Annotated in this window: 23 protein-coding genes; 3 read left to right on the top strand and 20 right to left on the bottom strand. The window is 68.5% G+C overall.

Translation table 11 applies throughout. The annotated features are described in order from the left end of the window. Positions 1 to 5: 5 nt before the first annotated feature. From KHB019_RS10675 to KHB019_RS10615, 13 genes are all read right to left on the bottom strand, one after another. Positions 6 to 788, bottom strand: a complete 783-nt coding sequence (locus tag KHB019_RS10675) for an IclR family transcriptional regulator domain-containing protein (protein WP_230102490.1) — start codon at positions 786 to 788, stop codon at positions 6 to 8. Positions 789 to 805: 17 nt separating this feature from the next. Beyond that, positions 806 to 1,975 carry a thiolase family protein gene (locus KHB019_RS10670; protein WP_337458926.1) on the bottom strand — a complete coding sequence of 390 codons (1,170 nt, stop codon included), beginning with the start codon at positions 1,973 to 1,975 and terminating at the stop codon, positions 806 to 808. Further along, positions 1,972 to 2,607: a 3-oxoacid CoA-transferase subunit B gene (locus tag KHB019_RS10665; RefSeq protein WP_337458925.1), complete on the bottom strand. Its 636-nt coding sequence runs from the start codon at positions 2,605 to 2,607 to the stop codon at positions 1,972 to 1,974. Before KHB019_RS10665 ends, KHB019_RS10670 begins: the two co-directional genes overlap by 4 nt. Then, a complete protein-coding gene (locus KHB019_RS10660; protein WP_337458924.1) occupies positions 2,607 to 3,371 on the bottom strand; it encodes a 3-oxoacid CoA-transferase subunit A in 765 nt (254 codons plus the stop codon). Before KHB019_RS10660 ends, KHB019_RS10665 begins: the two co-directional genes overlap by 1 nt. A gap of 115 nt (positions 3,372 to 3,486) precedes the next feature. Then, complete coding sequence (locus tag KHB019_RS10655) at positions 3,487 to 4,704, bottom strand: acyl-CoA dehydrogenase family protein (protein WP_325471713.1); 1,218 nt, start codon at positions 4,702 to 4,704, stop codon at positions 3,487 to 3,489. A gap of 7 nt (positions 4,705 to 4,711) precedes the next feature. Next, positions 4,712 to 6,154: an LLM class flavin-dependent oxidoreductase gene (locus tag KHB019_RS10650; protein WP_325471712.1), complete on the bottom strand. Its 1,443-nt coding sequence runs from the start codon at positions 6,152 to 6,154 to the stop codon at positions 4,712 to 4,714. 79 nt (positions 6,155 to 6,233) lie between these two features. Then, positions 6,234 to 6,935: a substrate-binding domain-containing protein gene (locus KHB019_RS10645; protein ID WP_337458923.1), complete on the bottom strand. Its 702-nt coding sequence runs from the start codon at positions 6,933 to 6,935 to the stop codon at positions 6,234 to 6,236. Next, positions 6,932 to 7,891 carry an aldo/keto reductase gene (locus KHB019_RS10640; RefSeq protein WP_337458997.1) on the bottom strand — a complete coding sequence of 320 codons (960 nt, stop codon included), beginning with the start codon at positions 7,889 to 7,891 and terminating at the stop codon, positions 6,932 to 6,934. Before KHB019_RS10640 ends, KHB019_RS10645 begins: the two co-directional genes overlap by 4 nt. An 11-nt stretch (positions 7,892 to 7,902) precedes the next feature. Continuing rightward, entirely contained in the window at positions 7,903 to 8,868 is a 966-nt protein-coding gene (locus tag KHB019_RS10635) for a Gfo/Idh/MocA family oxidoreductase (protein ID WP_337458922.1), read from the bottom strand. A 33-nt stretch (positions 8,869 to 8,901) separates the two neighbouring features. After that, positions 8,902 to 10,302, bottom strand: a complete 1,401-nt coding sequence (locus KHB019_RS10630) for a protocatechuate 4,5-dioxygenase subunit alpha/beta (protein WP_337458921.1) — start codon at positions 10,300 to 10,302, stop codon at positions 8,902 to 8,904. A 29-nt stretch (positions 10,303 to 10,331) separates the two neighbouring features. After that, positions 10,332 to 11,291, bottom strand: coding sequence for an amidohydrolase family protein (locus KHB019_RS10625; RefSeq protein WP_230102480.1), 960 nt, complete (start codon positions 11,289 to 11,291; stop codon positions 10,332 to 10,334). Positions 11,292 to 11,294: 3 nt separating this feature from the next. Beyond that, positions 11,295 to 11,987 carry a 4-carboxy-4-hydroxy-2-oxoadipate aldolase/oxaloacetate decarboxylase gene (gene ligK, locus KHB019_RS10620; RefSeq protein WP_230102479.1) on the bottom strand — a complete coding sequence of 231 codons (693 nt, stop codon included), beginning with the start codon at positions 11,985 to 11,987 and terminating at the stop codon, positions 11,295 to 11,297. 11 nt (positions 11,988 to 11,998) lie between these two features. Further along, complete coding sequence (locus KHB019_RS10615) at positions 11,999 to 13,030, bottom strand: amidohydrolase family protein (protein WP_337458920.1); 1,032 nt, start codon at positions 13,028 to 13,030, stop codon at positions 11,999 to 12,001. 118 nt (positions 13,031 to 13,148) lie between these two features. Between KHB019_RS10615 and KHB019_RS10610 the strand changes: the two genes are divergently transcribed. Then, on the top strand, positions 13,149 to 14,063 hold the full coding sequence (locus KHB019_RS10610) for a LysR family transcriptional regulator (RefSeq protein WP_337458919.1): 915 nt from the start codon (positions 13,149 to 13,151) through the stop codon (positions 14,061 to 14,063). On the opposite strand, the gene KHB019_RS10605 is transcribed toward KHB019_RS10610, so the two are convergent. From KHB019_RS10605 to KHB019_RS10595, 3 genes are all read right to left on the bottom strand, one after another. Continuing rightward, on the bottom strand, positions 14,060 to 14,707 hold the full coding sequence (locus tag KHB019_RS10605; protein ID WP_337458918.1) for a nucleotidyltransferase domain-containing protein: 648 nt from the start codon (positions 14,705 to 14,707) through the stop codon (positions 14,060 to 14,062). The two genes, KHB019_RS10610 and KHB019_RS10605, sit on opposite strands and share 4 nt — an antisense overlap. Positions 14,708 to 14,716: 9 nt before the next feature. After that, positions 14,717 to 15,145, bottom strand: a complete 429-nt coding sequence (locus KHB019_RS10600; RefSeq protein WP_337458917.1) for a MarR family winged helix-turn-helix transcriptional regulator — start codon at positions 15,143 to 15,145, stop codon at positions 14,717 to 14,719. Between the two features lie 123 nt (positions 15,146 to 15,268). Further along, positions 15,269 to 17,152: an FAD-dependent monooxygenase gene (locus KHB019_RS10595; RefSeq protein WP_230102460.1), complete on the bottom strand. Its 1,884-nt coding sequence runs from the start codon at positions 17,150 to 17,152 to the stop codon at positions 15,269 to 15,271. Positions 17,153 to 17,264: 112 nt separating this feature from the next. Here KHB019_RS10595 and KHB019_RS10590 point away from each other — a divergent pair, with 112 nt between their 5' ends. Together KHB019_RS10590 and KHB019_RS10585 are read left to right on the top strand one after the other, a co-directional pair. Next, positions 17,265 to 18,014: an IclR family transcriptional regulator gene (locus tag KHB019_RS10590; RefSeq protein ID WP_337458916.1), complete on the top strand. Its 750-nt coding sequence runs from the start codon at positions 17,265 to 17,267 to the stop codon at positions 18,012 to 18,014. Positions 18,015 to 18,108: 94 nt separating this feature from the next. Beyond that, positions 18,109 to 19,302 carry a 4-hydroxybenzoate 3-monooxygenase gene (locus KHB019_RS10585; RefSeq protein WP_230102458.1) on the top strand — a complete coding sequence of 398 codons (1,194 nt, stop codon included), beginning with the start codon at positions 18,109 to 18,111 and terminating at the stop codon, positions 19,300 to 19,302. A gap of 60 nt (positions 19,303 to 19,362) precedes the next feature. Here the strand turns inward: KHB019_RS10585 and KHB019_RS10580 are convergent, their stop codons facing one another. From KHB019_RS10580 to KHB019_RS10565, 4 genes are read right to left on the bottom strand one after another with little or no spacing between them, the layout of a single operon-like run. Further along, positions 19,363 to 20,166, bottom strand: coding sequence for an SDR family oxidoreductase (locus tag KHB019_RS10580; protein ID WP_230102457.1), 804 nt, complete (start codon positions 20,164 to 20,166; stop codon positions 19,363 to 19,365). A gap of 3 nt (positions 20,167 to 20,169) precedes the next feature. Further along, positions 20,170 to 20,712, bottom strand: coding sequence for a Dps family protein (locus KHB019_RS10575; RefSeq protein WP_230102456.1), 543 nt, complete (start codon positions 20,710 to 20,712; stop codon positions 20,170 to 20,172). Beyond that, entirely contained in the window at positions 20,639 to 21,562 is a 924-nt protein-coding gene (locus tag KHB019_RS10570; RefSeq protein ID WP_230102455.1) for a tryptophan-rich sensory protein, read from the bottom strand. The genes KHB019_RS10575 and KHB019_RS10570 overlap by 74 nt, the downstream gene beginning before the upstream one ends. A gap of 30 nt (positions 21,563 to 21,592) precedes the next feature. After that, on the bottom strand, positions 21,593 to 22,876 hold the full coding sequence (locus tag KHB019_RS10565; protein WP_337458915.1) for a serine hydrolase domain-containing protein: 1,284 nt from the start codon (positions 22,874 to 22,876) through the stop codon (positions 21,593 to 21,595). Positions 22,877 to 22,944 lie beyond the last annotated feature (68 nt).

Here is a 22,944-nt window from a genome sequence, read left to right as displayed (position 1 = left end):
AGTAGTCAGGCGACCGTGCGCAGCTCTTCCTCGATCGCTGAGGCCGTCTGCTGCAGTGCGGGCAGCAGTTCGGCCCGCATGTCGTCGGCAGCGCCGCGCGCGGTGCTGGTCGAGACGTTGAGTGCTGCGGTGACTCCGGTGCGCGTTCGCAGCGGCACCGCGATCGACCGCAGTCCCTCCTCGAGCTCGCCGTCGACCATCGCCCAGCCCTGCTCGCGGACCCGATCCAATTCGGACGCGAGGTCCGATGGGTCGACGCGAGTGCGCGGGGTATACGCCACCAGCGAGTCCACCAACTCCGCGGCATCCGCCTCGGGGAGCGCCGCCAGCAGCACTCGGCCCATGCTCGTGGCTGCAGCGGGCAGACGCGTGCCGATCGTGATCCGCACGCTCATGATGCGGCGGGCGGCGGCGCGTGCGACGTAGACGATCTCGTCGCCGTCGAGCACCGCCACCGACACCGACTCGCCGATCCGATGCGAGAGCGCGTCGAGATGCGGCTGGACGACCTCCGGCAGCGAGAGGGACGAGAGGTAGCCGTAGCCGAGCTCGAGGATGCGCGGGGTCAGCAGGAATCGAGCATCCGACGTCGCCCTGACGTACCCGAGCTGCTCCAGCGTGCGCAGGAAGCGCCGAGCGGCTGCGCGCGGGATGTCGGTGCGCCGAGCAACCTCGGCGAGGGACAGCTCGGCGGGTTCGCCGTCGAACGCGCGGATGACCGCGAGGCCGCGGGCCAGCGACTGGACGAAGTCCGCACTCGCGGCGGGCACGGCATCCGATTCGGTCACTCGAGAACCCTATCCGCTCACCGTTCCAGCACGACGGCGAGGCCCTGGCCGACGCCGATGCAGATCGCGACGACCGCGACTCCCCCGCCGCGGCGCTTGAGCTCGTGCGCGGCGTGGCCGATGATGCGGCCACCGGAGGCGCCGAGCGGGTGCCCGATCGCGAGCGCTCCGCCGTGGATGTTGAGCTTGTCGGGGTCGAGGTCGGGCCAGCCGCGCAGGCACGCGAGCGACTGCGAAGCGAACGCCTCGTTCAGTTCGACGACGTCGACGTCCGCCCAGGTGCGGCCGGCGCGTGCGAGCGCCTTGTTCGCGGCTTCGATCGGCGCGGTCGGGAACTCGTCGGGGTCGACACCGTGTGCACCGCGGCCGGTGATGCGGGCCAGTGGTTCGGCATCCAGCGCGCCCTCGGCGCCGAGCAGCACGGCGGAGGCGCCGTCGTTGATCGAGGAGGAGTTGCCGGCGGTGACGGTCCCGTCCTCGGCGAACAGGGCCTTCAATCCCGCGAGCTTCTCGACAGTCGACCCGTCGCGGATGCCCTCGTCGCGGGCGAGTTCCGCGTCTGCGACCTGGACGATCTCGCCGTCGTAGACGCCGGCGGCCCATGCCCGGGCGGCGAGCTCGTGCGAGCGGACGGCGAACGCATCCTGATCCTCACGGCTGATGCCCCAGGTGGCGGCGGTCTTCTCGGCGGCTTCACCGTTCGAGATCGTCCACCCCTTCGGCAACGCACGGTTGGTCATGCGCCAGCCGATCGCGGTGTTCCACATCGTCTGATTTCCGGTCGCCGGATACGGCTTGGCCGACTTCTCGACCACGAACGGCGCCCGGCTCATCGACTCGACTCCGCCGGCGAGGATGATCTCGGCATCCCCCGATTCGATCGCCCGCGATCCCTGGATCACCGCCTCGACGCTCGACGCGCACAGCCGGTTCACCGTCACGCCGGTCACTGATGTCGGGAAGCCGGCGAGCAGTGCGCCCATGCGGGCGACGTTGCGGTTGTCCTCGCCCGCCTGATTCGCGTCGCCGAAGATCACATCGTCGATGCGCGCGGCATCCAGCCCCGTGCGCTCCACGGTCGCGCGCATCACGGTCGCGGCGAGATCATCGGGGCGGATGCCGGCGAGCGCACCGCCCGCACGACCGAACGGGGTGCGAACCGCGTCGTAGATGAAAGTCGAAGTCATGACAGCTCCAGTCCGGTCAACTCTGAAAGGGACTCGACGGTATTCTCGCCGAACGCTTCGCGCACGCGGAAGCCCTCGGGTGTCACGTCGAAGACAGCGTGGTCGGTGTAGACGCGGCTGACGCAGCCGACGCCGGTGAGCGGATAGGCGCATTCGGCGACGAGTTTCGACGAGCCATCCTTGGCGAGCAGGTCGGTCATCACGTAGACGTCCTTGGCGCCGATCGCGAGGTCCATGGCGCCCCCGACAGCCGGGATCGCACCGGGAGCTCCGGTCGACCAGTTCGCGAGGTCGCCGTTCTGCGCGACCTGGAACGCACCGAGCACGCAGACGTCGAGGTGTCCTCCGCGCATCATCGCGAAGGAGTCGGCGTGATGGAAGTACGCCGCGCCGGCGACCGCGGTGACCGCCTGCTTGCCCGCGTTGATGAGGTCGGGGTCGACCTGGCCGTCGAGCGGGGCGCCGCCCATGCCGAGCAGTCCGTTCTCGGTGTGCAGGATTATCTCGAGATCGTCGGGCAGGTAGTTCGCGACCAGGGTCGGTGCGCCGATGCCGAGGTTCACGAAAGCGCCCTCGGGGATATCGGCCGCGATGCGCGCGGCGAGATCGTCACGGGTGATGCGGGTGCTCATCACGCTGCCTCCTCTTCCGCAACATCAGATTCCGCGGTATCCGCAGGCCTGCCCTCGAGATCGACACCGCCGACGAACGAGCCGCCCTGCAGCCAGCGCCGCTCGCCGACCGCGACGACGCGGTTCACGAAGATGCCGGGCGTGACGACGACCTCGGGGTCGATCGCGCCGAGCGGCACGATCTCATCGACCTGCACGATCGTGGTGGCGGCGGCGGTCGCCATGATCGGCCCGAAGTTGCGGGCGGTCTCGCGGTAGACGAGGTTGCCCCAACGGTCGCCCTGCAGCGCACTGATGAGGGCGAAGTCGGCGGCGATCGGATACTCGAGCACGTAGCGGCGGCCGTCGATGACGCGCTCCTCCTTGCCGGCGGCGAGCTCGGTGCCGACGCCGGTCGGCGAGAAGAACGCGCCGATGCCGGCTCCGGTGGCGCGGATGCGCTCGGCGAGGTTGCCCTGCGGGACGAGCTCGAGCTCGATCTTCCCACTGCGGTAGAGCTCGTCGAAGACCCACGAGTCGCTCTGCCTCGGGAACGAGCACACGATCTTGCGCACCAATCCCTGGGCGAGCAGCGCGGCGAGACCCGTGTCGCCGTTGCCGGCATTGTTGTTCACGATCGTGAGGTCCCCGGCGCCGTGCGCGATGAGCGCGTCGATGAGTTCGACGGGCTGCCCGGCGCGACCGAACCCGCCGATCATGACGGTCGCGCCGTCCGGGATGTCGGCGACGGCGGATGCCGCGTCCGCCACGGTCTTGTCGATCACTGCGCCTCCTCGCGACGTTCGCTGTGCGAACGCTGGTTCGCCGTGTGAACATTCTAGCGGAGGCTGGCTTCGACGCGCTATCGCTTGCTCAGCCCGTCCCGCTTCGGATCGTCCGCTACGGCGTGAAAGCCGCGCTCGGGTCTGCACCGTTCAGGTGCCAGTCGCCGACGAGGCGCGCCTTGTAGACGCGCGGGTTGTGGGATGCCACGGTCCTGGCGTTGCGCCAGTGCCGGTCGAGCGCCCGATCCTCTGCCAGCGCGGATGAGCTCAGCGCGTCGAATAGCAGCGTGGACGCCTGCAACGCGGCATCCGTCACCGTCAGCTGCGCCTCGTACACCGCGATCGTGGCGGCGCGCAGCGCATCGACGACCTCCGGAGCGTCGGATGCGGGGTCGATGGCCAGCACGGCCACCGCATTGTCCAGCCCGCGCGCCGCCCAGCGGACGGATGCCTCCGCGGAGGATGCCAGCGCCGAGACGCGGCCGACGACCTCCTGGATCTGACCGTCCTCGCGCGGCGCAGCCGCGAGCCCCTGCGGATAGTTGCGCAGCCGCGACCGGACCGCATCGGTCAGATCGCGCTGCGCGGCACGGCAGATCCCGGCGAGCGTCGCCAGATGATTGAGCTGATACACCGCCTCCTGGTAACGGGCACGCTGGGCGAACGGGTACCAGCGCCCGCCGGGCACGGCGACCGCGTCGAACGTGGTCGTCCCGCTGCCGGTGAGTCGCTGGCCGATGCCGTCCCAATCGTCGACGAGCGTCACCCCGGTGGCATCCGCCTCGATGAGCACCAGGCTCACCTGGTCGGCTTCCGGACCCGTGGCGAGCACGCTGATCCAGTCGGCGAACAGGCTGCCGGTGCTGTAGAACTTCTTGCCGTGGAGCACGGCGCCGTCGGCCGTGCCGGTCAGCGTCGTGCTCATGTCGAAGAACGACCTGCCCCCGGCCTCGGACCATGCCCCGCCGAACAGCGCGCCCTCCGCGATCCGCGCCCGCCACTGCTCGTTGAGTCCGGCCTCGTCATCGAACAGCACGTCCTCTACGAAGGCGAAGTGATTGCGCCAGATCTGCGGCAGATTCGAGTCCGCCGCTCCCAGTTCGATCAGCAGCACATGCTCCTGCTCGAGCGTCGCGCCGAACCCGCCCTCGTCGCGCGACAGACGCAGCGCACCGAACCGTGCCTGCTTCAACAGGTCGACCTGTTCGTGCGGTCGGCGACGGGTTCGGTCGCGCTCGGCGGCACCTTCCGCGATCCGGTCGAACACGGGCCGAAAGGTCGCGAGCAGCTCGGCAGTCGTCACGCCGGGGTGCGTCGCCGTTGTCGTCGACACGCTCGGATCAGACGCGCACAGCGGCGTCGGCGATCGGCTGCTGCTCGGCATCGTCGGACCGCTCGGCATCGTCGGACCGCTCGGCACGGTGACTGGCGAACGCCCCGCGATACCGTGCCGCCGGATGCCGCGAGTTCAGCCGCGGCGCACCGAACAGCTTCTCGCGCAGAGTGCCCGGCGCGTACTCCGTCTGCGCCAGTCCGCGCTCGCGGAGGACGGGGAGCACCTTGTCGGCGAACTCCTCGAACGACCCGGGGAGCACCGCGTTCACCACGTTGATCCCGTCGACTCCGGCGGTCTGCCACTTCTCGAGCTCGTCGGCGATCTGCTCGGGCGTTCCGACGATCAGGTTGTTGCGGGTCATCCGGCCGGCGACGTCCGCAACCGTCGGCTCCCGGTCGGTGATCGTTCGGCGCAGCAGCTCGGTGAAGCCCTTCATGGTGTTCGTGTCGACGTCCTTGAGCTCCGTCTCCGGTGGGTAGGTGCGCCCCGTCTTGTCGACGATCGCGGCGTGCGCGAGGAAGCCTTCATCGCTCGACCAGCGGCTGTACTCCTCCGCCTTCTGCTTCGCCTCCTCCTCGGTGTCGCCGATGACGAAGGTCAACCCCTGGAAGAACTTGATGTCGTCCGGCTCTCGGCCGTTCTCGACGGCGAGGGCGCGCGTCTCATCGATCTGCCACTTCGCGACCTCGGGGTTGGGCGCGATGATGAACACCGCTTCCGCGTTCCGCGCGGCGAACCGACGCCCGGACTCGGATGACCCGGCCTGGAACAGCAACGGGGTGCGCTGCGGGGATGGCGAGGGCAGGTGCGGCCCCTCGACCTGGTACCGCTCGCCCTCATGGAAGATCTTGTGCACCTTGGTGACGTCGGCGTAGAGGCCGTTCTCCTTGTCCTTCAGGACGGCGCCTTCGTCCCACGAGCCTTCCCAGAGCTTGTAGACGACGTCGACGTACTCCTCAGCCCAGCGGTAGCGCTCGGCGTGATCGGTCAGCTGCGGGAGCCCGTAGTTGCGCGCCCCGTTGTCCTGCGTGCCGGTGACGATGTTCCACGCGATCCGGCCGCGCGAGATGTGGTCGAGCGTCGAGACCTGGCGGGCGAAGTTGAAGGGGTGGTTCTGCGCGACGTTCGACGTGAGCGCGAGGCCGAGGTGCTCTGTGACCACGGCGAGGGCTCCGAGCAGGACCGTCGGGTCATTGCTGGGAATCTGCAGGCCGTGCCGGACGTAGACCTCGTAGTCGGCGTCGGCATCCCCGTAGTGCCCCGAGACGTCGGCGAAGAACATCGCGTCGAACTTCGCCGCCTCGAGCGTCTTCGCGAGATCGATCCAGAGATTCACATCCTCGAAGTCGACCTGCCCTGCCTCGGGCCGGCGCCAGTGGCCGTGCTGGATGTGGGAGTTCGTGTTCATCACGAACGCGTTGAAACGGAGGGGACGGTTCTCGCTCATGACTTCGAGGATGCCCGCGTCACGCCGCGCGCACGCGAGTGTGTCGAAGGATCACGCCACGTTACGTTGTGCGTCGACGTCAGGCGGGGATGCCGAAGTTGTGGCGTGTCTTGATCGCCGCAGCGTCGTCGGAGGCCAGGAACGCGAGCACCTCGGCGGCCTGGGCAGGCGACGAGGATGCCGTCGCCACGGCCCCGGCGAAGACCGTGTCGATCGCGCAGTCGTCGGGCATGACGCCGAGGATGCGGATGCCGGGGTGACCCACCAGCTCGCTGAGCTGCTGGAACCCCAGGTCGACGGTGCCCGCCGCCACGGACTTCGCGACAGGGATGCCGGGCTGCGCCTGCACGAGCCGATCGCCGACTTCGTCGGTCAAGCCCCACTCGTCGATCATCTGCACGAGTGCCGTGCCGCTGGGCCCCGTCGAGTAGCCGATGCGGGATGCCGATCGCAGGGTCGCCTGCAGTTCCGCGGCGTCCGCGAACGCCGGCCCGTCTGGCCGCAGCGCCGGCTCGCCCGAGCCGGACGGCACGGCCACGGCAACCTGCGACAGCACGATCGAGCGCGCCGTCGCAGAATCCACATTCCCGGCATCCGCCAGCTTCCGAAGGGCACCGGAGGCGAGGAAGACGAGATCGAACGCCTCGCCGTCGGCGACTCGGGAGGCGGCGTCCACTCCCCCGACGGATTCGACCTCGACGGCCGGGAGGCCCGCGATCTCAGCCGCGGCGAGCAGGTCGGCGAGCACGTGACGCGTCGCCATCGAGGAGATGGCCCTCACGCGGCATCCTCGAACGTCTCGGCATCCACCTCGGCGGCAGGGCCGGGCGCGTAGCGCGGACCGGCGACCGTAGCCGTGTTGATGAGTGAGCCCGCGCGGGCGAGCAGTGCAGCATCCACCGACAGCGAGAGAGCAGCGAAGTCCTCGTGCAGGTGGTCCGCGCGCGTCGTGCCGGGGATCGGAACGACGTGGTCACCGCGCGACAGCAGCCACGCAAGCGCGAGCTGTGCCGGCGCGCAACCGGCCTCCGCGGCGAGCGCACGCCAACCCGGCAGCAGCGCCGCGTTCGCGGGCCAGTGGGTCGAGGAGAAGCGCGGCATCGCCCGTCGGATGTCCTTCTCGGCCAAGGAAGCAGGGTTGCCGACCGAGTCGCCGAGGAACCCGCGCGCGACCGGCGAGAACGCGACCAGCGCGATCCCATCTGCCGCCGTGGCCTCGAGCATCCCGAGTTCGGGATTCCGGCTCCACAGCGAGTACTCGTTCTGCACGGCGGCGATCGGTGCGACGGCTTGCGCTTCGCGCAGTCGCGCGACCGAAACCTCTGAGAGTCCGATCGCGCCGATCTTTCCCGCATCCACGAGCGAGGCGAGGGCGCCGACGCTCTCGCCGATCGGCACGTTCTTGTCCCAGCGGTGCAGGTAGTACAGGTCGATGCGGTCGACACCCAACCGCGAAAGCGAAGCATCCACCTGCGCCGTCAACGTCGCAGGGCGACCGTCGATGACCTTCTTGCCGTCGACCTGAGCCATGCCGCCCTTGCTGGCGAGCACGACCTCGTCCCGGCGACCCTTCAGCGCTCGACCGACGAGCTCCTCGTTGCGTCCCCCGCCGTACAGCGTCGCGGTGTCGAGGTGCGTGACGCCGGAGTCGAGGGCCGTGCGCAGCAGCGCCAGCCCGTCTTCGGGCGACGGCGGGATGCCGTACGCGTGGCTCAGGTTCATGCAGCCTAGACCCATGCGGGGGAGCATCATGACGCGAGCTGCTCCTCCAACTGGCCGAGCACGCGGTAGCAGTCGATCACCTGACGAAGAGACGAGTTCGGCTCGCGGCCCTCACGGATCGCAGCCACGAACTCGCGGTCCTGCAGCTCGATGCCGTTCATGCTGACGGCCACGTTCGAGACGTCGATCTGCTCCTCCTTGCCGGTGAACAGGTCGTCGTAGCGGGCGATGTAGGTCGCGGTGTCGCCGATGTACCGGAAGAACGTGCCGAACGGGCCTTCGTTGTTGAACGACAGCGACAGCGTGCAGATCGCGCCGGTCTCGCTCTTGAGCTGGATCGACATGTCCATCGCGATGCCGAGCTCGGGGTGGATCGGACCCTGCAGCGCGTGCGCCTCGACGATCTTGCCGGCCTGATACGCGAACAGGTCGACCGTGTGCGCGGCGTGGTGCCACAGCAAGTGGTCGGTCCAGGAGCGCTTCTCGCCCTTGGCGTTGGTATTCGTGCGGCGGAAGAAGTACGTCTGCACGTCCATCTGCTGCACCGCGAACTCGCCCGCCTCGATGCGCTCGTGCACGAGCTGGTGCGATGGGTTGAACCGACGCGTGTGCCCGACCATGGCGACGAGGCCCGATGCCTCGACGGCTTCGGCCACCGCAAGGGTGGCTTCGGCATCCGCCAGCGAGTCGGCGAGCGGGATCTCGACCTGGACGTGCTTGCCGGCGGCGAGCACCGCCTGGGTCTGCGAGGCGTGCAACCCGGTCGGAGTCGCCAGGATGACAGCATCCACGTCGTCGCGGCCGAGAACGGCTTCGAGTCCGACGACCGCGTTCGCGACGCCGTACTGCGCGGCGACAGCATCCGCCTTCTCCTGCGAGGTGGCGGCCACGACCGTCACCTCGGCGTCCTCGATGTTCCGAAGGCCGTCCAGGTGCTTCATGCCGAAGGCGCCATTCGCGCCCACGACGGCGATACGGATCTTGTCGCTCATTCGCTCTCCCTCTCGAGGTTCGATACCAGGATGTCAGGCGTTGGCCACGGCTGCGGTCTCGGCCGGCTCGGGGGCGGGCGCCCCGTCCTGGATCTCGGCCGAGGCCGGGTCCTCGGCGAGATCCGTCCGACCGACCGGGTTGCTGAGGACCAGGTGACCGACGGCGGTGTTGGATGCCGGCACGTGGTAGAACCGGTGATCCGTCGAGGGGGCCTCGCCGTCGAACTGGTCGTCCATCGCACCGCGGGCGATCAGCCAGTCGACGAGCTCGATGCCCTCGGAACCCGCCTCGTCGACGTACTCCATGTGCGGCCACTCGGTCAGACCCATGGGGTCGGCGATCAGGTGGTCGAGGAACGCGTTGTCCCACTCCTTGTTGATCAGGCCGGCGCGCGGGCCCTGGAGCTGGTGGCTCATGCCGCCGGTGCCCCAGATCTGCACGTTGAGCTCTTCGCCGTCCCACTTGTCTATCGCGCGACGCAGGGCCTTCCCGAGTTCGTAGCACCGGCGACCGGACGGCACGGGGTACTGCACAACGTTGACCGCGAGCGGGATGACGCGCACGGGCCACTGCTCGTCGGGGCCGAGTTCGCCGTAGACGAGCGACAGCGGCACGGTCAGACCGTGGTCGACGACCATCTCGTTGACGAGCGTCAGGTCGAAATCGTCCTGGATGATCGACTGCGCGAGGTGCGCGGCGAACTCCGGGTAGCCCTGCACGTCGGGTACGGGGCGGGGGCCGTAGCCCTCGTCGGCGACCGGGTACTCCGCACCCGTGCCGAGCACGAACGTCGGGATGATGCTCGCATCGAACGCGGTCGCGTGGTCGTTGTAGACGAGGATGACGACGTCAGGGGTGTTCTCCTTGGCCCACTTGCGGGTCCACTGGTACCCGTCGAAGACCTTCTTCCAGTACGGCTCCTCCGTCTTGCCGAGGTCCATCGCGGCACCGATCGCCGGCACGTGCGAAGTGAACAGCGCCGACGTGTACTTCGCCGGGGCATCCGGACGCATCGTCGTCGCCTTCTCGGTCGACGGCGGCGTCCAGCCATCGAGGTCCTTGAGGCGAGCGCCCTTCGGGTTCCGTCCGCCGCCGAGCATCATGTCGCGGTAGGCGGCCTCGCTCATGCCGGTCATGGAGCCGGCCATCTGCTGGAAACTCATGCCGTGCGTGGCACCGATCTTGCTGAGGAAGTAGATGTTGCCACCCTCAGCGATCATGGTGTTCATGTCCATGTCGAGAACGGCCTGACGCTGCACCGAGTTCAGCGGCCACTCGTCGAGGTACGCCGCCTGGTCGGCGAGGAAGCGCTGCCGATTCGCGGGCTTCATCAGCGACATCGCGAACTGATTGAGGTGGTATCCCTTACGCGCCTGCTCGGCGTCGTAGATGGTCGTCCCGGGAACGTTCTTGTACGGCTTGTCGAGTGCCATGATGGTTCTCCTTCAGTCTTCCCCGCGGTTCAACGGGCCCAATACAGACGAGACGGGTTGTCCACGAGCAGCTTCTGCTGCAGTTCGGGCGTCGTCGCGATCTGCGGGATGTAGTCGACCAGCAGTCCGTCGTCGGGCATGTGGTCCTTGAGGTTGGGGTGCGGCCAGTCGGTTCCCCAGAGCACGCGATCGGGGAACTCGTCGACCACACGTCGGGCGAACGGCACGACGTCGGTGTACGCGTGCAGTTCGCCGTCTCTGTTGTCTTCAGGAAGGGCGCGGGGCCCCGTGACGCTCAGGCGCTCGGGGCACGAGACCTTGGTCCACACGTTCTCGTTCTCACGCATGAAGCGCAGGAACAGGGCGAACTCTTCCCCGTCGACATCCTTGGTGACGTCGGGCCGGCCCATATGGTCGACGACGACATCCGTCGGGATGCTGGAGAAGAAGTCGTAGAACTCCGGAAGGTCTTCCGCCTCGAAGTAGATGACCACATGCCATCCGAGAGGGGCGATCTTCGTGACGATCTCGTCGAGCGAGTCGGTCGAGATGCGGTCGACGAGACGCTTGACGAAGTTGAAGCGAACGCCGCGGACGCCGGCCGCGTGCAGTTCCCGCAGCTGTTCGTCGGTCACGTCGCGACGGACCGTGGCGACACCGCGGGCACGGCCCTCGCTGCGGTTCAACGCATCGACGAGGGCACTGTTGTCGGCGCCGTGGCAGGTGGCCTGCACGATGACGTTGCGGTCGAAGCCGAGGTGGTCGCGGAGGGCGAACAACTGCTCGGCGGATGCATCGCACGGGGTGTACTTGCGCTCGGGCGCGTACGGGAACTCGGCTCCGGGCCCGAAGACGTGGCAGTGCGCATCGACCGCACCCTCAGGTAGCGTGAACGTCGGCTTCGAGGGGCCGTCGTACCAGTCCAGCCAGCCCTCGGTCTTCTCGAACGGGCCCGTCGTCTCGCCGTGAACAGTATCGGTCTGCGGCATCCGTCAGTCCTCCACGTATTCCAGGCCGGCGGCGGCGAGCGGCTCGCGCATGCCGTACAGGTCGAGTCCGAGCACGCCCTCGCGGAACTTCTGCCGCTTGGACTCCTCGTTGTCCTCGCGCTTCCGGCTGGCATCCGCCACCGCACCCACGAGCTCGCGCGGCACGACCACGACGCCGTCCACGTCGGCGACGACCACGTCACCCGGGTTGACCAGGGCGTTGGCCGCGACGACCGGGACGTTGACCGAACCGAGCGTGGCCTTCACCGTGCCCTTGGAGTTCACGGCGCGGGAGAAGACGGGGAAGTCCATCTTCTCGAGGTCGGCGACGTCGCGGACGCCGCCATCGATCACGAGACCCTTGCATCCGCGGGCGGTCAGCGAGGTGGCCAGCAGCTCGCCGAAGAAGCCGTCTTCGCTCTCGGTGGTGCAGCCGGCGACGATCACGTCGCCCTCCTGCACCTGCTCGGCGGCGACGTGGAACATCCAGTTGTCACCGGGCTGCAGCAGCACCGTGACGGCAGGGCCGCACAGTTTCGCGCCGTTGTACACCGGGCGGATGTACGGCCGCATGAGGCCGACGCGCCCCATGGCCTCGTGGATCGTGGCGACGCCGAACTGCGACAGGCGCGCGACGTCATCGGGGTCGGGGCGTTGGATGCTGGTGCGGACGATGCCGAGGTTGTTCAGTCGCATGTTCTTCTCTTTCAGAGCCCGCGTGCCTTCAGGGCACGGTCGAGGCGGGGGTAGACGTCCCGGGCGTTGCCCTCGAAGACCGCCTGACGCTGCGAGCCGCTGAGGTTGGTGGTCGCGTCGACGTAGCGCTTGGTGTCGTCGAAGTAGTGGCCGGTGCGGGGGTCGATGTCGCGGACGGCGCCGATCATCTCGCTGGCGAACAGGATGTTCTTGGTCGGGATGACGTCGGTCAGCAGGTCGATGCCGGGCTGGTGGTAGACGCAGGTGTCGAAGTAGACGTTGTTCAGGAGGTGCTCTTCGAGCTCGGGCTTGCCGAGGGCCATCGCGAGCCCGCGGAACCGGCCCCAGTGGTACGGCACCGCGCCGCCGCCATGCGGGATGACGAGCTTCAGATCGGGGAAGTCGCGGAACAGGTCGCCCTTGAGCAGCTGCATGAACGCGGTGGTGTCGGCACCGAGGTAGTGGTCACCGGTGGTGTGGAAGACGTCGGGGCGGCAGGTGGTGCTCACGTGCACCATCGCGGGGAGCTCGTACTCGACGAGCTTCTCGTAGATCGGGTACCACGAGCGGTCCGTGAGTGCGGGTGCCGACCATTTTCCGCCGGAGGGGTCGGGGTTGAGGTTGACGGTGACGGCGCCGAGCTCTTCGACCGCGCGGGTGAGCTCGGCGATCGTGGTCTTGGGGTCTTCACCCGGCGACTGCGGGAGCATCGCACCCATGAGGAAACGGTCGGGGAAGAGCTCCGCGACGCGGGCGACGAGATCGTTGCAGATGCGCGCCCAGGTCTCGCTGACGGCGAGGTCTCCGATGTGGTGTGCCATGAAGGAGGCGCGCGGGCTGAAGACCGTGATGTCGCTGCCGCGCTCGTTCATGAGCTTGAGCTGGTTCGCTTCGATCGTCTCGCGGATGTCGTCGTCGCTGATGTGCAGGTCGGCGGGGTCCGGCGCTTCGCCGTCGCCCTTCGTGAAGGCGATCTGCAGGTCACGCCAGGCGCCCAGCTGTGCGGGGGCGGTGGTGTAGTGGCCGTGGATGTCGATGATCAACGCGTGTCGTCCTTGTCACTCGAGGCTGAACTCGGAGGGTGTCACTCACGACTCTAAGTCGGCGATCGGATGCCGTCCAATAGATGTGTCTTGCTTTCAACATAGATACGCTCTATGCATGGCGCTTGCGGATCTGAACCAGTTGCGGACGTTCGTCGTGCTGTACGAACTGCGCAGCGTGACGGCCGCCGCCGAACGCCTGCACGTGACGCAGCCCACGGTCAGTTACACGCTCCGCCGACTGCGCGAGAAGTTCGGCGACGAGCTGTTCCGCCGCGAGGGGCACGACATGGTGCCGACGGCGAAGGCGACCGCGCTGTTCGCTCCGCTGCACGAGGCGCTCGCGCAGATCGACCAGACCGTCAGCGATCCCGACGCGTTCGAGCCGTCCGGATTCAGCGGCGAGCTGGCGCTCGGACTCACCTCGATCGGCGAGCAGACGTTCCTGCCGCCGATCATGGAGGCGCTGGCCCGCGAGGCCGCCAGCCCGCACCTGCAGGTCGCGAGACTGGACTCGGACCAGGTCGAGGACGGGTTGATCCGCGGCTCGATCGACCTGGCCATGACGGTGTCGATGATCGGCAGTCCGCGGCTGTGGCGCACGCACGTGCGGGCCGTCGAGTACGTGGCCCTGTCGTCGGGGCGGCACCCGCTGCCCGAGACGTCGCCCGACATGTTCGAGGGGCGCCGGTTCGTGCGCGTGAGCGCGCGCGGCGGGCATGTCTTCCCGCTGCAGGTGCTCACCGAGCACGGGCTCATGGGCCAGGTCGCCCTCACCGTCGAGGAGTACTCGACCGTGCCGGCCGTTCTCGAGGCGACGGATCTCGTCGTGCTCGTGCCCCGGCACATCGCCGAGGTGTTCAGCGGCTGGTTCGGCGGGCTGCGCTTCGCGGACCTGCCGTGGCCGGCGCAGTCGACCCCCGTGTCGCTGTACACGCGGCGAGAGGCGAGTCTGTCGCCGGCGCAGCGGTGGTTCCGCTCGGTGGTGCTGGATGCCGTCGTGACGGGTGAGTACCGGCGGGGACGCGGTTAGGGCTTCTTGCGGTTCCAACTGGCCTTCGCGGGTGCGAACGGGCTCCGCACATGGATCGCCCACGTCGAGTGCGGGTGTATGCGCAAGAGCGCCGTCTCGTAGAACGAGACCGCCGCCTCGTCGAGGTGCGGTAGCACGGCATCCTTGTCGGCGGTGTCCTCCGAACGCGGGCGGAGGGCCTTCCAGACAAGTTGCACCTCGGGTGCTCCGGTCGGGATGCCGTCGACGTCGAGCACCGCACGATCCCACGGCAGGGTCAGCCGCGGATCGCGCTTGTAGACCCAGGCGCGCGGTGCGCCGTCCTCCGCGTTCACCTGCAGGACCCAGGCATCCTTCGCGTCGTCGCGGATGAGCACGGGCTGCAGGTCGGCATCCTGCGGAGCATCCTCGAACACCACGATCTCGTCGTCTTCGCCGGACGGCGCCCACGCGCTGTACCCGGCGGGCAAGCTTGCCACCAGAGCGGCGAGATCCGCTGCGAGGACGCTCACGTCGATGTTCGTGCGCTCGCGAATCGAGCGGCCGAGCCAGCGATCGAGTGCAGCTCCGCCGGACAACCACCAGCGCACATCAGCCTTGGCGAGCAGCTCGGCGACCACCTCCGTCGACAGCGGTTCCCATGCGGTCGCGGCGGAAGTGGTCATAGATCGAGGCTACCGCTCGAGCATCTGCCACAGCCCCCGGAACAGCGCCGCCGACTCGGCAGACCCCAGATGACCGGTGAGCTCTCGCTGCACTTCGACGACCCGCGGGGCCAGTCGCGCGTGCTCCGCCGCGCCGTGCGCGGTGAGCGTCACGACGTTCCGTCGCGCATCGGATGCCGCGCGCTGGCGCGCGATGAGTCCGGACTTCTCCATCCGTCGCACGAGGTCGGCGATCGTGGAGCGGTCGAGGTCGACCTCGTCGCCGAGCTCTCGCTGGCTCGCCTCACCGAGTCGCTCGAGCACGGCGAGGATGCTGTACTGCGTGCTCGTGATGTCGGGATCGGCCACTCGCGCCCAGGTCGCCAGGTGCAGTTGCTGCGCGCGGCGGATGAGGTTGCCGACGTGGCGTTGCGGCTCCGGGAGATCTGCCATGGTCATCACGGCATCCATCCTCTCAAGTCGACAGCGTCGAACCGGCGATGCCGTATCAGTTTCGTCGGTTCTGAGTGCGGTGAAACCGACCGAACTGATACAGCATGGCGCGTCCGCACCGTGCGCGCCTCAGGTGACCGGCAGAAGGAAGCCGGCGAAGAAGTCGCGCAGCTCCTCGCGTGCTGACAGCGGCAGCACCTGAGCGACGTACTGATCAGGGCGCACGACGACGACGGCGCCCTCCGGTGCGACGCCCCGCGCGTGGAAGATGTCATCGGCATCCGCCGCCCACACCTTCTCCCAGTCCTGCAACCCGAGCGGACCGGACTTCGGCAACAGGATCTCCGGCAGCGAGGTCACGTCGACGTCGTGCCGCGACCCGCGGAACACCGCGTGCGCCTCGATCACACTGTCGATGTCGGCATCCGGTGCGGTGAACGCGCGAACCGGAGAGTCCGAGCTGTCGGCGAGCCATGTTGCGAACTCCCGCAGCCCAGCGCCCGACGCGTCTCCGAACGCGTAGATGCGCCAGCGTCCGTCGGCGCGGTGCGAGTGACCAAGCTCCATCCGGCGGGCGTCCGCCACTCGCCACACCGGCGCCGAGTGGAACCGCGTCCCGATCTCGAATCCGCTCGCGAGCTGCTGGTGCTCGGCGGTCCCGGTCAACGTCGATGGCGTGTAGGTGGTCGCGATCCCGGCGGTGTAACGGCCCTGGCGGGCGAACTCCGCCTGCATGTCGGCCGGCGAGACGCCGCCGCGCTCTGGATGCTCGGGGTCGAGCGCCGGCTGCGCGATGAATGCCGACCAGTGCTTGTCGAATGCGATGAGGTCGGCGGCGATCGCCTGGCGCTCCTCGGAGTACGTGCGCAGAAGCGCGGCATCCGAGCGTCCCTGCAGCACCGCGGCGAGCTTCCAGCCGAGGTTGAACGCATCCTGCATCGAGACGTTCATGCCCTGACCGGCCTTGGCGCTGTGGGTGTGGCACGCGTCTCCGGTGAGGAAGAGATGCGGGACGGCATCCGCCGGTGACTCCGCCGTCAGGTCGTCGAAGCGGCCGGCCACGCGCTGGCCGACCTCGTAGACGCTCGACCAGGCGACCTGCTGCACGTCGATCGAATACGGATGCAGGATGGCGTTCGCGACGTCGGTGAGCTGCTCAGCCGTGGTGCTGCGGATGGTGCTGTCGCCGGCTGACACGGCGCCGAGGTCGACATAGACGCGCACCATGTTCCCGCCCTCGCGCGGGATCATCAGCAGGCTCCCCTTGCCGTCGGACTGGATGACGTTCTTGGTGCGCCAATCCGGGAAGTCGGTGGTCGCGAGCACGTCGATGACGCCCCACGCGTGGTTGGCGGCGTCGCCTTCGAGACGGATGCCGAGAGCACGGCGCACGTTGCTCCGAGCGCCGTCGCAGCCGATGACGTACTTCGCGCGGACGGTGAACTCGGAGCCGTCCGTGCGCCGCAGGGTGGCGATGACGGGATGCTCGGAGTCGGCATCCATCTCATAGCCGACGAACTCGATGCCGTAGTCGGCGTCGAGCTTGCTGGCGGACTTCGCGGCGTGCTCGAGCAGGAACTGCTGCATGCGCGCCTGGTTCACGATCACGTGCGGGAATTCACTGAGTCCGGCAGGAGTGTCCTCCACCCAGCCCGTGCGGGCGATCCTCGAGCGATCGTGGTCGGATGGGCCCCAGAACCGCACCTCGTTGACCCAGTACGCCTCACGGACCAGCGCATCGGCGAGGCCGAACGCCTGGAACATCTCCACCGTGCGGCACGCGACGCCGTCGGCCTGGCCGACTTCAAGCGGACCTTCGCGGCGCTCGATGATGCGGGTGGTGATGTCGGGGAAGGCTGCGAGCTGGGCGGCGAGCACCGTGCCAGCGGGGCCGGTGCCGACGATGAGCACGTCGAGGGCGTCCGGAAGATCCGCTGAGCGATCGGCGACCTGGGGGGCCGCGATCTTGATGTCGGGATCGCCGGGGCGGTAGCCGTCTCGGTAGAACTGCATGGGATCTCCTTCGATCGCCCGGGATAGTTGGGGTGCCAACGATTGTACACACCTTCTTCCGATCCGAGTACACCGAGACGCCGGACGGATGCCGCGTGCCAAGCTGGTCCCCATGGCGAACTCCTCGTCCGGCGACTCGATGACCGATCGGATCGTGCGCGTGCTCGACACGTTCACGAACGACCGGACCATGCAGACCGCCTCCGAGATCGCGGGTCGCACCGGGCTGCCGCCGTCCAGCGCGCACCGCATCGTCGGGGACCTCATCAGGGCCGGCCTGCTGGAGCGCGACGAGGAGAATCGCGTACGGCTCGGCATGCGCCTGTGGGAGCTCGCGCTGCGTGGATCGAGCGCACTGCGACTGCGGCAGGCGGCGCTGCCGCACATGGAGGGCGTGCAGGCGATCATCCGCGAACACACGCAGCTCGCCGTCCTCGAACATGAGGAGGCCCTGTTCCTCGAACGCCTCTCGCACCCGGATGCCGGGGCCAACATCACCCGGATCGCGGGACGCCTGCCGCTGCACGCGTCCTCGTCCGGCTTGGTTCTGCTGGCGTTCGCCGATCCCGCCGTGCGCGAGCGCGTGCTCGCCGCTCCCCTGCGAGCCGTCTCGCGAGACACAGTGACGGATGCCTCGGCGCTCCGGTCGCTCCTCGCGTCGATCAGGCGGCGGGGCTTCGTCATCGCTCCCGGATCGATCGAAGCCGTCTCCACCGGCATCGCCGTACCAGTGCGCGATCACGGTGAGGTCATCGCCGCACTTTCGGTCATCCTGCCGCGGGATGCCGCGACCGAACCGGCTGTCGCTGCACTCCTGGATGCGGCAAGGGGTATCGAAGGCGCCCTGCGCGCGATGCGTTGAACCCGGGGCCCGCTCCCATTCAATGAGAAGGATGCCGAGTCCCCGAGTCCGTCGTTGCAGACTTGTGCGCAGCATCCCCGTCGAAGGAGACACCGTGAGCACCAGCATCCGCACCGAGCCTGTCAGAACCCAGGTCGCGATCGTCGGGGCCGGCCCGGCCGGCCTGATCCTGTCCCATCTGCTCGCCGAGGCCGGCATCGAGTCGGTCGTCATCGACCAGCGCTCGCGCGAGGAGATCGAGTCGACGATCCGCGCCGGCATCCTCGAGCAGGGCACGGTCGACCTGCTGACGGCGATCGACCCGAACACCCGCGTGCACACGGTCGGCGACCGGCACGACGGCATCGAGCTGCGCTTCCAGGGCGCGGGGCACCGCATCGACTTCCGCGAGCTCGTCGGCCGCAGCGTGTGGCTCTACCCGCAGCACGAGGTCCTGAAGGACATGCTCGCCCTGCGTCTGGGTGCGGGGCAGGACCTGCGCTTCGGCGTCACGGCATCCCGCGTCGAGGGCGTGGACAGCCAGCTCCCGCGCGTGGTCGCCACGACTGCCGACGGTGAAGAGCTCATCATCGACGCCGACTTCGTGGTCGGCGCCGACGGGTCGCGCTCCGTCGTGCGCCCGGCGATCACCGGCGACTCGCGCAGCGGCTACTTCCGCGAGTATCCGTTCGCCTGGTTCGGCATCCTCTGCGAGGCCCCGGCGAGCGCGGAAGAGCTCATCTACAGCAACTCCGAGAACGGCTTCGCGCTGATCAGCCAGCGCAGCCCCGAGGTGCAGCGGATGTACTTCCAATGCGACCCGGATGCCGATCCGAATGCGATGAGCGAGGCGGAGATCTGGGAGACGCTGCAGTCCCGCGTGCCCGGCACGACGTTGAAGGAGGGCCAGATCTTCCAGCGCGACGTGCTGAGGTTCCGCAGCTTCGTCGCGAGCGAGCTGCGCCACGGCCGTGCTGCGCTCGTCGGCGACGCCGCGCACACCGTTCCGCCCACCGGCGCGAAGGGCATGAACCTCGCGGTGGCCGATGTCGTGCTGCTCGCCCGCGCACTCGGCGCACTGTTCGACGAGCGCGACGAGCGCCTGATCGACTCCTACGCCGAACAGGCGCTGAAGCGCATCTGGAAGGCGCAACACTTCTCGTGGTGGATGACGAGCATGCTGCACCTGCTCCCAGAGCACAACGAGTTCGACCGCCGGCGCCAGCTCGGCGAGCTGCGGTCGGTCACCGACTCCGAGGCGGGCCGCACCTACCTCGCCGAGGCCTACACGGGCTGGCCGCTCGATTGAGGTTCAGCTATCCGGCGGGGTCCTGTCGACGGTGGGATAGACCGCGCCAGCTGGCCCGCCTCAGACGGAGCGCCACTCGTCGCTCATGAGGTGGGCACCGGCCTGCGGTCCCATCTGGAGCATCCCGCCGTCGATTGCGATCGAGGTTCCGGAGATGTACGCCGCTCTCGGGGAGGCGAGGAACGCGATCAGTGCTGCGACCTCGCGAGCGTCTCCCGGACGCCCCATCGGGATGCCGGCACGGTGAGTGCCGTGCGGATCCTGATCGGTCTGCCCGGTCATCGGCGTCGCGATCTCGCCCGGCGCAACGCTCACCGCCGAGATCCCGCTTCCGCCGAGTTCGAGAGCGATGTTCTTCATCAGACCGCTCAGACCGTGCTTCGCCGCGTCGTACGCGCTCGATCCGACCATCGGCTGATGCGCGTGCACACTGGTCACGGCGATGATCCGCCCGCCGCGCCCCGCGCGCACCATCTGACGCGCGGCACGCTGAATGCAGACGAACGCACCGGTCAGGTCCACATCGAGCACGTGCTTCCACTCGTCGAGACCCACGTCGAGGAAGGGCGTCTTCAGGCCGGTGCCGGCGTTGTGCACGAAGACGTCGAGTCCGCCGAGTTCTTCGGTGAGACGGTCGATGACGTCTCCGCATGCCGGGATGTCCGCGACATCGAGCGGGGCGATCAGCGCGCGCACCCCGTGCTCGCGCACCTCTGAGGCGGTCGCCTCTGCTCCTGCCTCATCCGTGCGCCATGTGATGCCGACATCGAAGCCGTCGGCGGCGAGCGCCACGGCCGCGGCTCGGCCGATGCCCGAGTCCGCGCCCGTGACGATCGCGAGACCCCCGCGTTCGGTGAGGGTCATGGCTCAGCCGCGAGCGGCGGGCTTCCGGTTCTCGGCACTGACCATCCACGCGAACTGCTCGAGCTTCTCGATGATCGCGTGCAGGATGTCGGCGCTGGTGGGATCTTCCTCGTCGACGGCATCGTGCACGCCGCGCATGGTGCCGACGGTCGCCTCGAGCCGCACCGTGATCAGATCCACGGTCTCCGTCGTGTCGATTTCTCCCTGCGGATACTCGGGCAGTGTCGTGGTGGATGCCACGGTGTCGCTGCGTCCGTCCGGGACGTGGTGCAACGCGCGCATCCGCTCGGCGACCGTGTCGCTGAATTCGCGCGCCGCCTCGATGATCTCGTCGAGCTGCCGGTGCGTGTCGCGGAAGTTGCGCCCCACGACGTTCCAGTGCGCCTGCTTGCCCTGCATCGACAACTCGAGCAGGTCGACGAGTACCGCCTGAAGGTCCTCGCCGAGCTTCTTCGACGCCACGAAGCCCTTCTCAGCGTTCTGCCGTCGTGTGCTCTTCTCCCCCGTGCCTCCGCGGGCCGTACGCGTGTTCTTGGTCGTTGCCATGATGACCTCCTGGCCGCGACGGTACCGGCGCCGATCCGTCGGATGCAGGGGCTTGACTATCGCGAACACGCGTGCGAGCCCGGAATCTCCATGCGGTCGCCAGCAGCACGAGCACCGCCAGCACGATCGCGGTGGATGCCACGACCGGAGCCGCAGGCTCCCCGGCCCAACGACCGACGGCGATCCACACGAGTCCCCATGAGGTCGCGATGGCGGGTGCCCACCGACCGCCGCGCCAGGCGGTGAACAGGGCGATGAGTCCGGCGACGATCAGCGTGATCGTCCCTGGGACGCCTGGAGCCTGCGCCCAGGACTCGATGCCGACATCCGCCAGCCACGCGGCGAGATTCGCCGCCGCTGCCACGGTCACCCAGCCCAGATACAGCCCGATGACGCCGTCGATGAGCACGATCTCGGCCACCGTGCGACGCCCGTCCCGTCTACATGCCCGCACGAACGTCATCAGCAGCACCCCGAGAAGGACCACGATGATCACGAACGACTCCGCGATGCGCCAGGCCAGCACGCACACGATCCAGACGGCGTTCAGAAGAGCGGATGCCGCGATGCCGTAGCCGACCGCGCGGTGGCGCGGCTTCGCAGCCTGCGCGGGTACCAACTGCCAGATCGCGTACGCGACGAGGCCCAGGTAGATGACCGACCAGACCGAGAAGGCGAACCCGGCGGGTGCCAGCACCGTGGCGTCCGCCGCGAAGGCGCCGCCTGCGGCATCCGCGATGCTCGCCCCGCCGAACAGTCCTGAGCCCGCCAGCGCAGCCACGATGGACCCGGCGATCGTCAGCGCGACGACGATCCGACGAACGCGATCAGACTTCTCTGTCTGGGACATGCCCCCAGAGTAGAGGCGAGTGCCTCGGGCTCAGCCGGCGGCGGGCGGCGTGGCGCAGACGTTGAGGTCGGAGATGACCGCGTGGTACTTGTCGGCGGTGAACGGGAGCCCGAACTCGGGTGCCGTCTGACCCTCTGCCGCTGGCGCCTTGGAGGCGATGGCAGCGAGTTCCCAGGCGAGGTACGCAGCCACACTGCCCCCCGAGGCCGAGTTGTTCAGGACGACCGCGACGGTGAACCCGGTCTCCGGATCGGCGTAGGCGGCCGAGGCGTAGCCGGGCGTCCACCCGTGTTGACCGATCAGCGGACCGACCATGTACGCGCCGCCGGTGACCTGGTACCACGAGTCGGCCTTGGCCGAGACCGGCAGGGGCTTCGCGAACTGGCTCGGCTCAGCGCCCTCACGCAGTCCCTCGCGTGCGGCGGCCTGGATGAAGCGGCCGAGATCGCCGATCGTCGACACGGCGCCGGAATTGGTGAAGCCGGTGCTCGACGACACCTTCGTGATGTCCACAGGGGCGGTGCAGTCGTAGCCACCGCCTTCGACCGCGTTGAGATAGTTACCGCTCAGTGGGTCGTCACCCGGCGTCGCGGGGGCCGGAGCCGGCAACGACGTGTGCTCCAGTTGAAGCGGGTGCGCGACGTACTTGGCGATGAGCTCGGATGCCGTCATGCCGGAGGCGCGCTCGAGCGCCTGCCCCAGAAGCAGGTATCCGGCGTCGGAATCGCGGTAGGTCGTGTGCGGCTCGGTGAGGCCGGCGCCGAGGCCGTAGGCCGCGAGCTCCAGAGGCGCCCACACGCGCTCAGGGGTGTTCTGCCACATCCCGCGGACGGCTGCCTCGGATGATCCGATGCCGCTCGTGCCGTTGCACAGATCGAGCAGGGTGACGTCCGTGAGGTCGGCGACACCCGAGACGTACTCGGGCACGGCGGCGTCGAGTTCGACGGTGCCCTCGTCGGCGAGCGCGTACAGCACCTCGCACGTCATGATGCGCGTCGTGTTCGCGATCCGGAAGGACATGTCCTTCGTCACCGGCGTCGTGTTCTCGACGGACTGCGTTCCCAGACCAGTGACCCAGGTTCCGCTCCACGGCACCCACACGCCGACGATGGCGCCGGTCGCGCCGACCTTCTGCATCGCGTTCTCGACGGCGGCCTGCAACTGAGCAGACGTGTCGTCGGGCAGCGGCTGATCCACCTGAGCCGGAGGAGTGTAGGAGAAAGTCTCCTCCGACGTGCATCCGGTCAGAACGAGCGCGAGCGCGACGGCGCCGGCGGCGACGGCGCGCATAGGGCGCGACGGGCGAAGGTGCATGAAGAGTCTCCCCGATGATCTATCCACCGAGTCTAAGGTGCGGTGCCGAGAAGTCCGGCGCGCTGCGC

The organism is Microbacterium sp. KHB019 (assembly GCF_037285405.1).
Classification (GTDB): domain Bacteria; phylum Actinomycetota; class Actinomycetes; order Actinomycetales; family Microbacteriaceae; genus Microbacterium.
Note: the sequence above shows the minus strand (reverse complement) of the source record. Positions and strands in the feature narration are given on the sequence as shown.

Coding starts and splice junctions, on each gene's coding strand:
- KHB019_RS10670 (WP_337458926.1), bottom strand. CDS start 1,975: ATGACTTCGACTTTCATCTACGACGCGGTTCGCACCCCGTTCGGTCGT.
- KHB019_RS10665 (WP_337458925.1), bottom strand. CDS start 2,607: ATGAGCACCCGCATCACCCGTGACGATCTCGCCGCGCGCATCGCGGCC.
- KHB019_RS10650 (WP_325471712.1), bottom strand. CDS start 6,154: ATGAGCGAGAACCGTCCCCTCCGTTTCAACGCGTTCGTGATGAACACG.
- KHB019_RS10640 (WP_337458997.1), bottom strand. CDS start 7,891: ATGGGTCTAGGCTGCATGAACCTGAGCCACGCGTACGGCATCCCGCCG.
- KHB019_RS10635 (WP_337458922.1), bottom strand. CDS start 8,868: ATGAGCGACAAGATCCGTATCGCCGTCGTGGGCGCGAATGGCGCCTTC.
- KHB019_RS10630 (WP_337458921.1), bottom strand. CDS start 10,302: ATGGCACTCGACAAGCCGTACAAGAACGTTCCCGGGACGACCATCTAC.
- KHB019_RS10625 (WP_230102480.1), bottom strand. CDS start 11,291: ATGCCGCAGACCGATACTGTTCACGGCGAGACGACGGGCCCGTTCGAG.
- ligK (WP_230102479.1), bottom strand. CDS start 11,987: ATGCGACTGAACAACCTCGGCATCGTCCGCACCAGCATCCAACGCCCC.
- KHB019_RS10610 (WP_337458919.1), top strand. CDS start 13,149: ATGGCGCTTGCGGATCTGAACCAGTTGCGGACGTTCGTCGTGCTGTAC.
- KHB019_RS10605 (WP_337458918.1), bottom strand. CDS start 14,707: ATGACCACTTCCGCCGCGACCGCATGGGAACCGCTGTCGACGGAGGTG.
- KHB019_RS10600 (WP_337458917.1), bottom strand. CDS start 15,145: ATGACCATGGCAGATCTCCCGGAGCCGCAACGCCACGTCGGCAACCTC.
- KHB019_RS10595 (WP_230102460.1), bottom strand. CDS start 17,152: ATGCAGTTCTACCGAGACGGCTACCGCCCCGGCGATCCCGACATCAAG.
- KHB019_RS10590 (WP_337458916.1), top strand. CDS start 17,265: ATGGCGAACTCCTCGTCCGGCGACTCGATGACCGATCGGATCGTGCGC.
- KHB019_RS10580 (WP_230102457.1), bottom strand. CDS start 20,166: ATGACCCTCACCGAACGCGGGGGTCTCGCGATCGTCACGGGCGCGGAC.
- KHB019_RS10575 (WP_230102456.1), bottom strand. CDS start 20,712: ATGGCAACGACCAAGAACACGCGTACGGCCCGCGGAGGCACGGGGGAG.
- KHB019_RS10570 (WP_230102455.1), bottom strand. CDS start 21,562: ATGTCCCAGACAGAGAAGTCTGATCGCGTTCGTCGGATCGTCGTCGCG.
- KHB019_RS10565 (WP_337458915.1), bottom strand. CDS start 22,876: ATGCACCTTCGCCCGTCGCGCCCTATGCGCGCCGTCGCCGCCGGCGCC.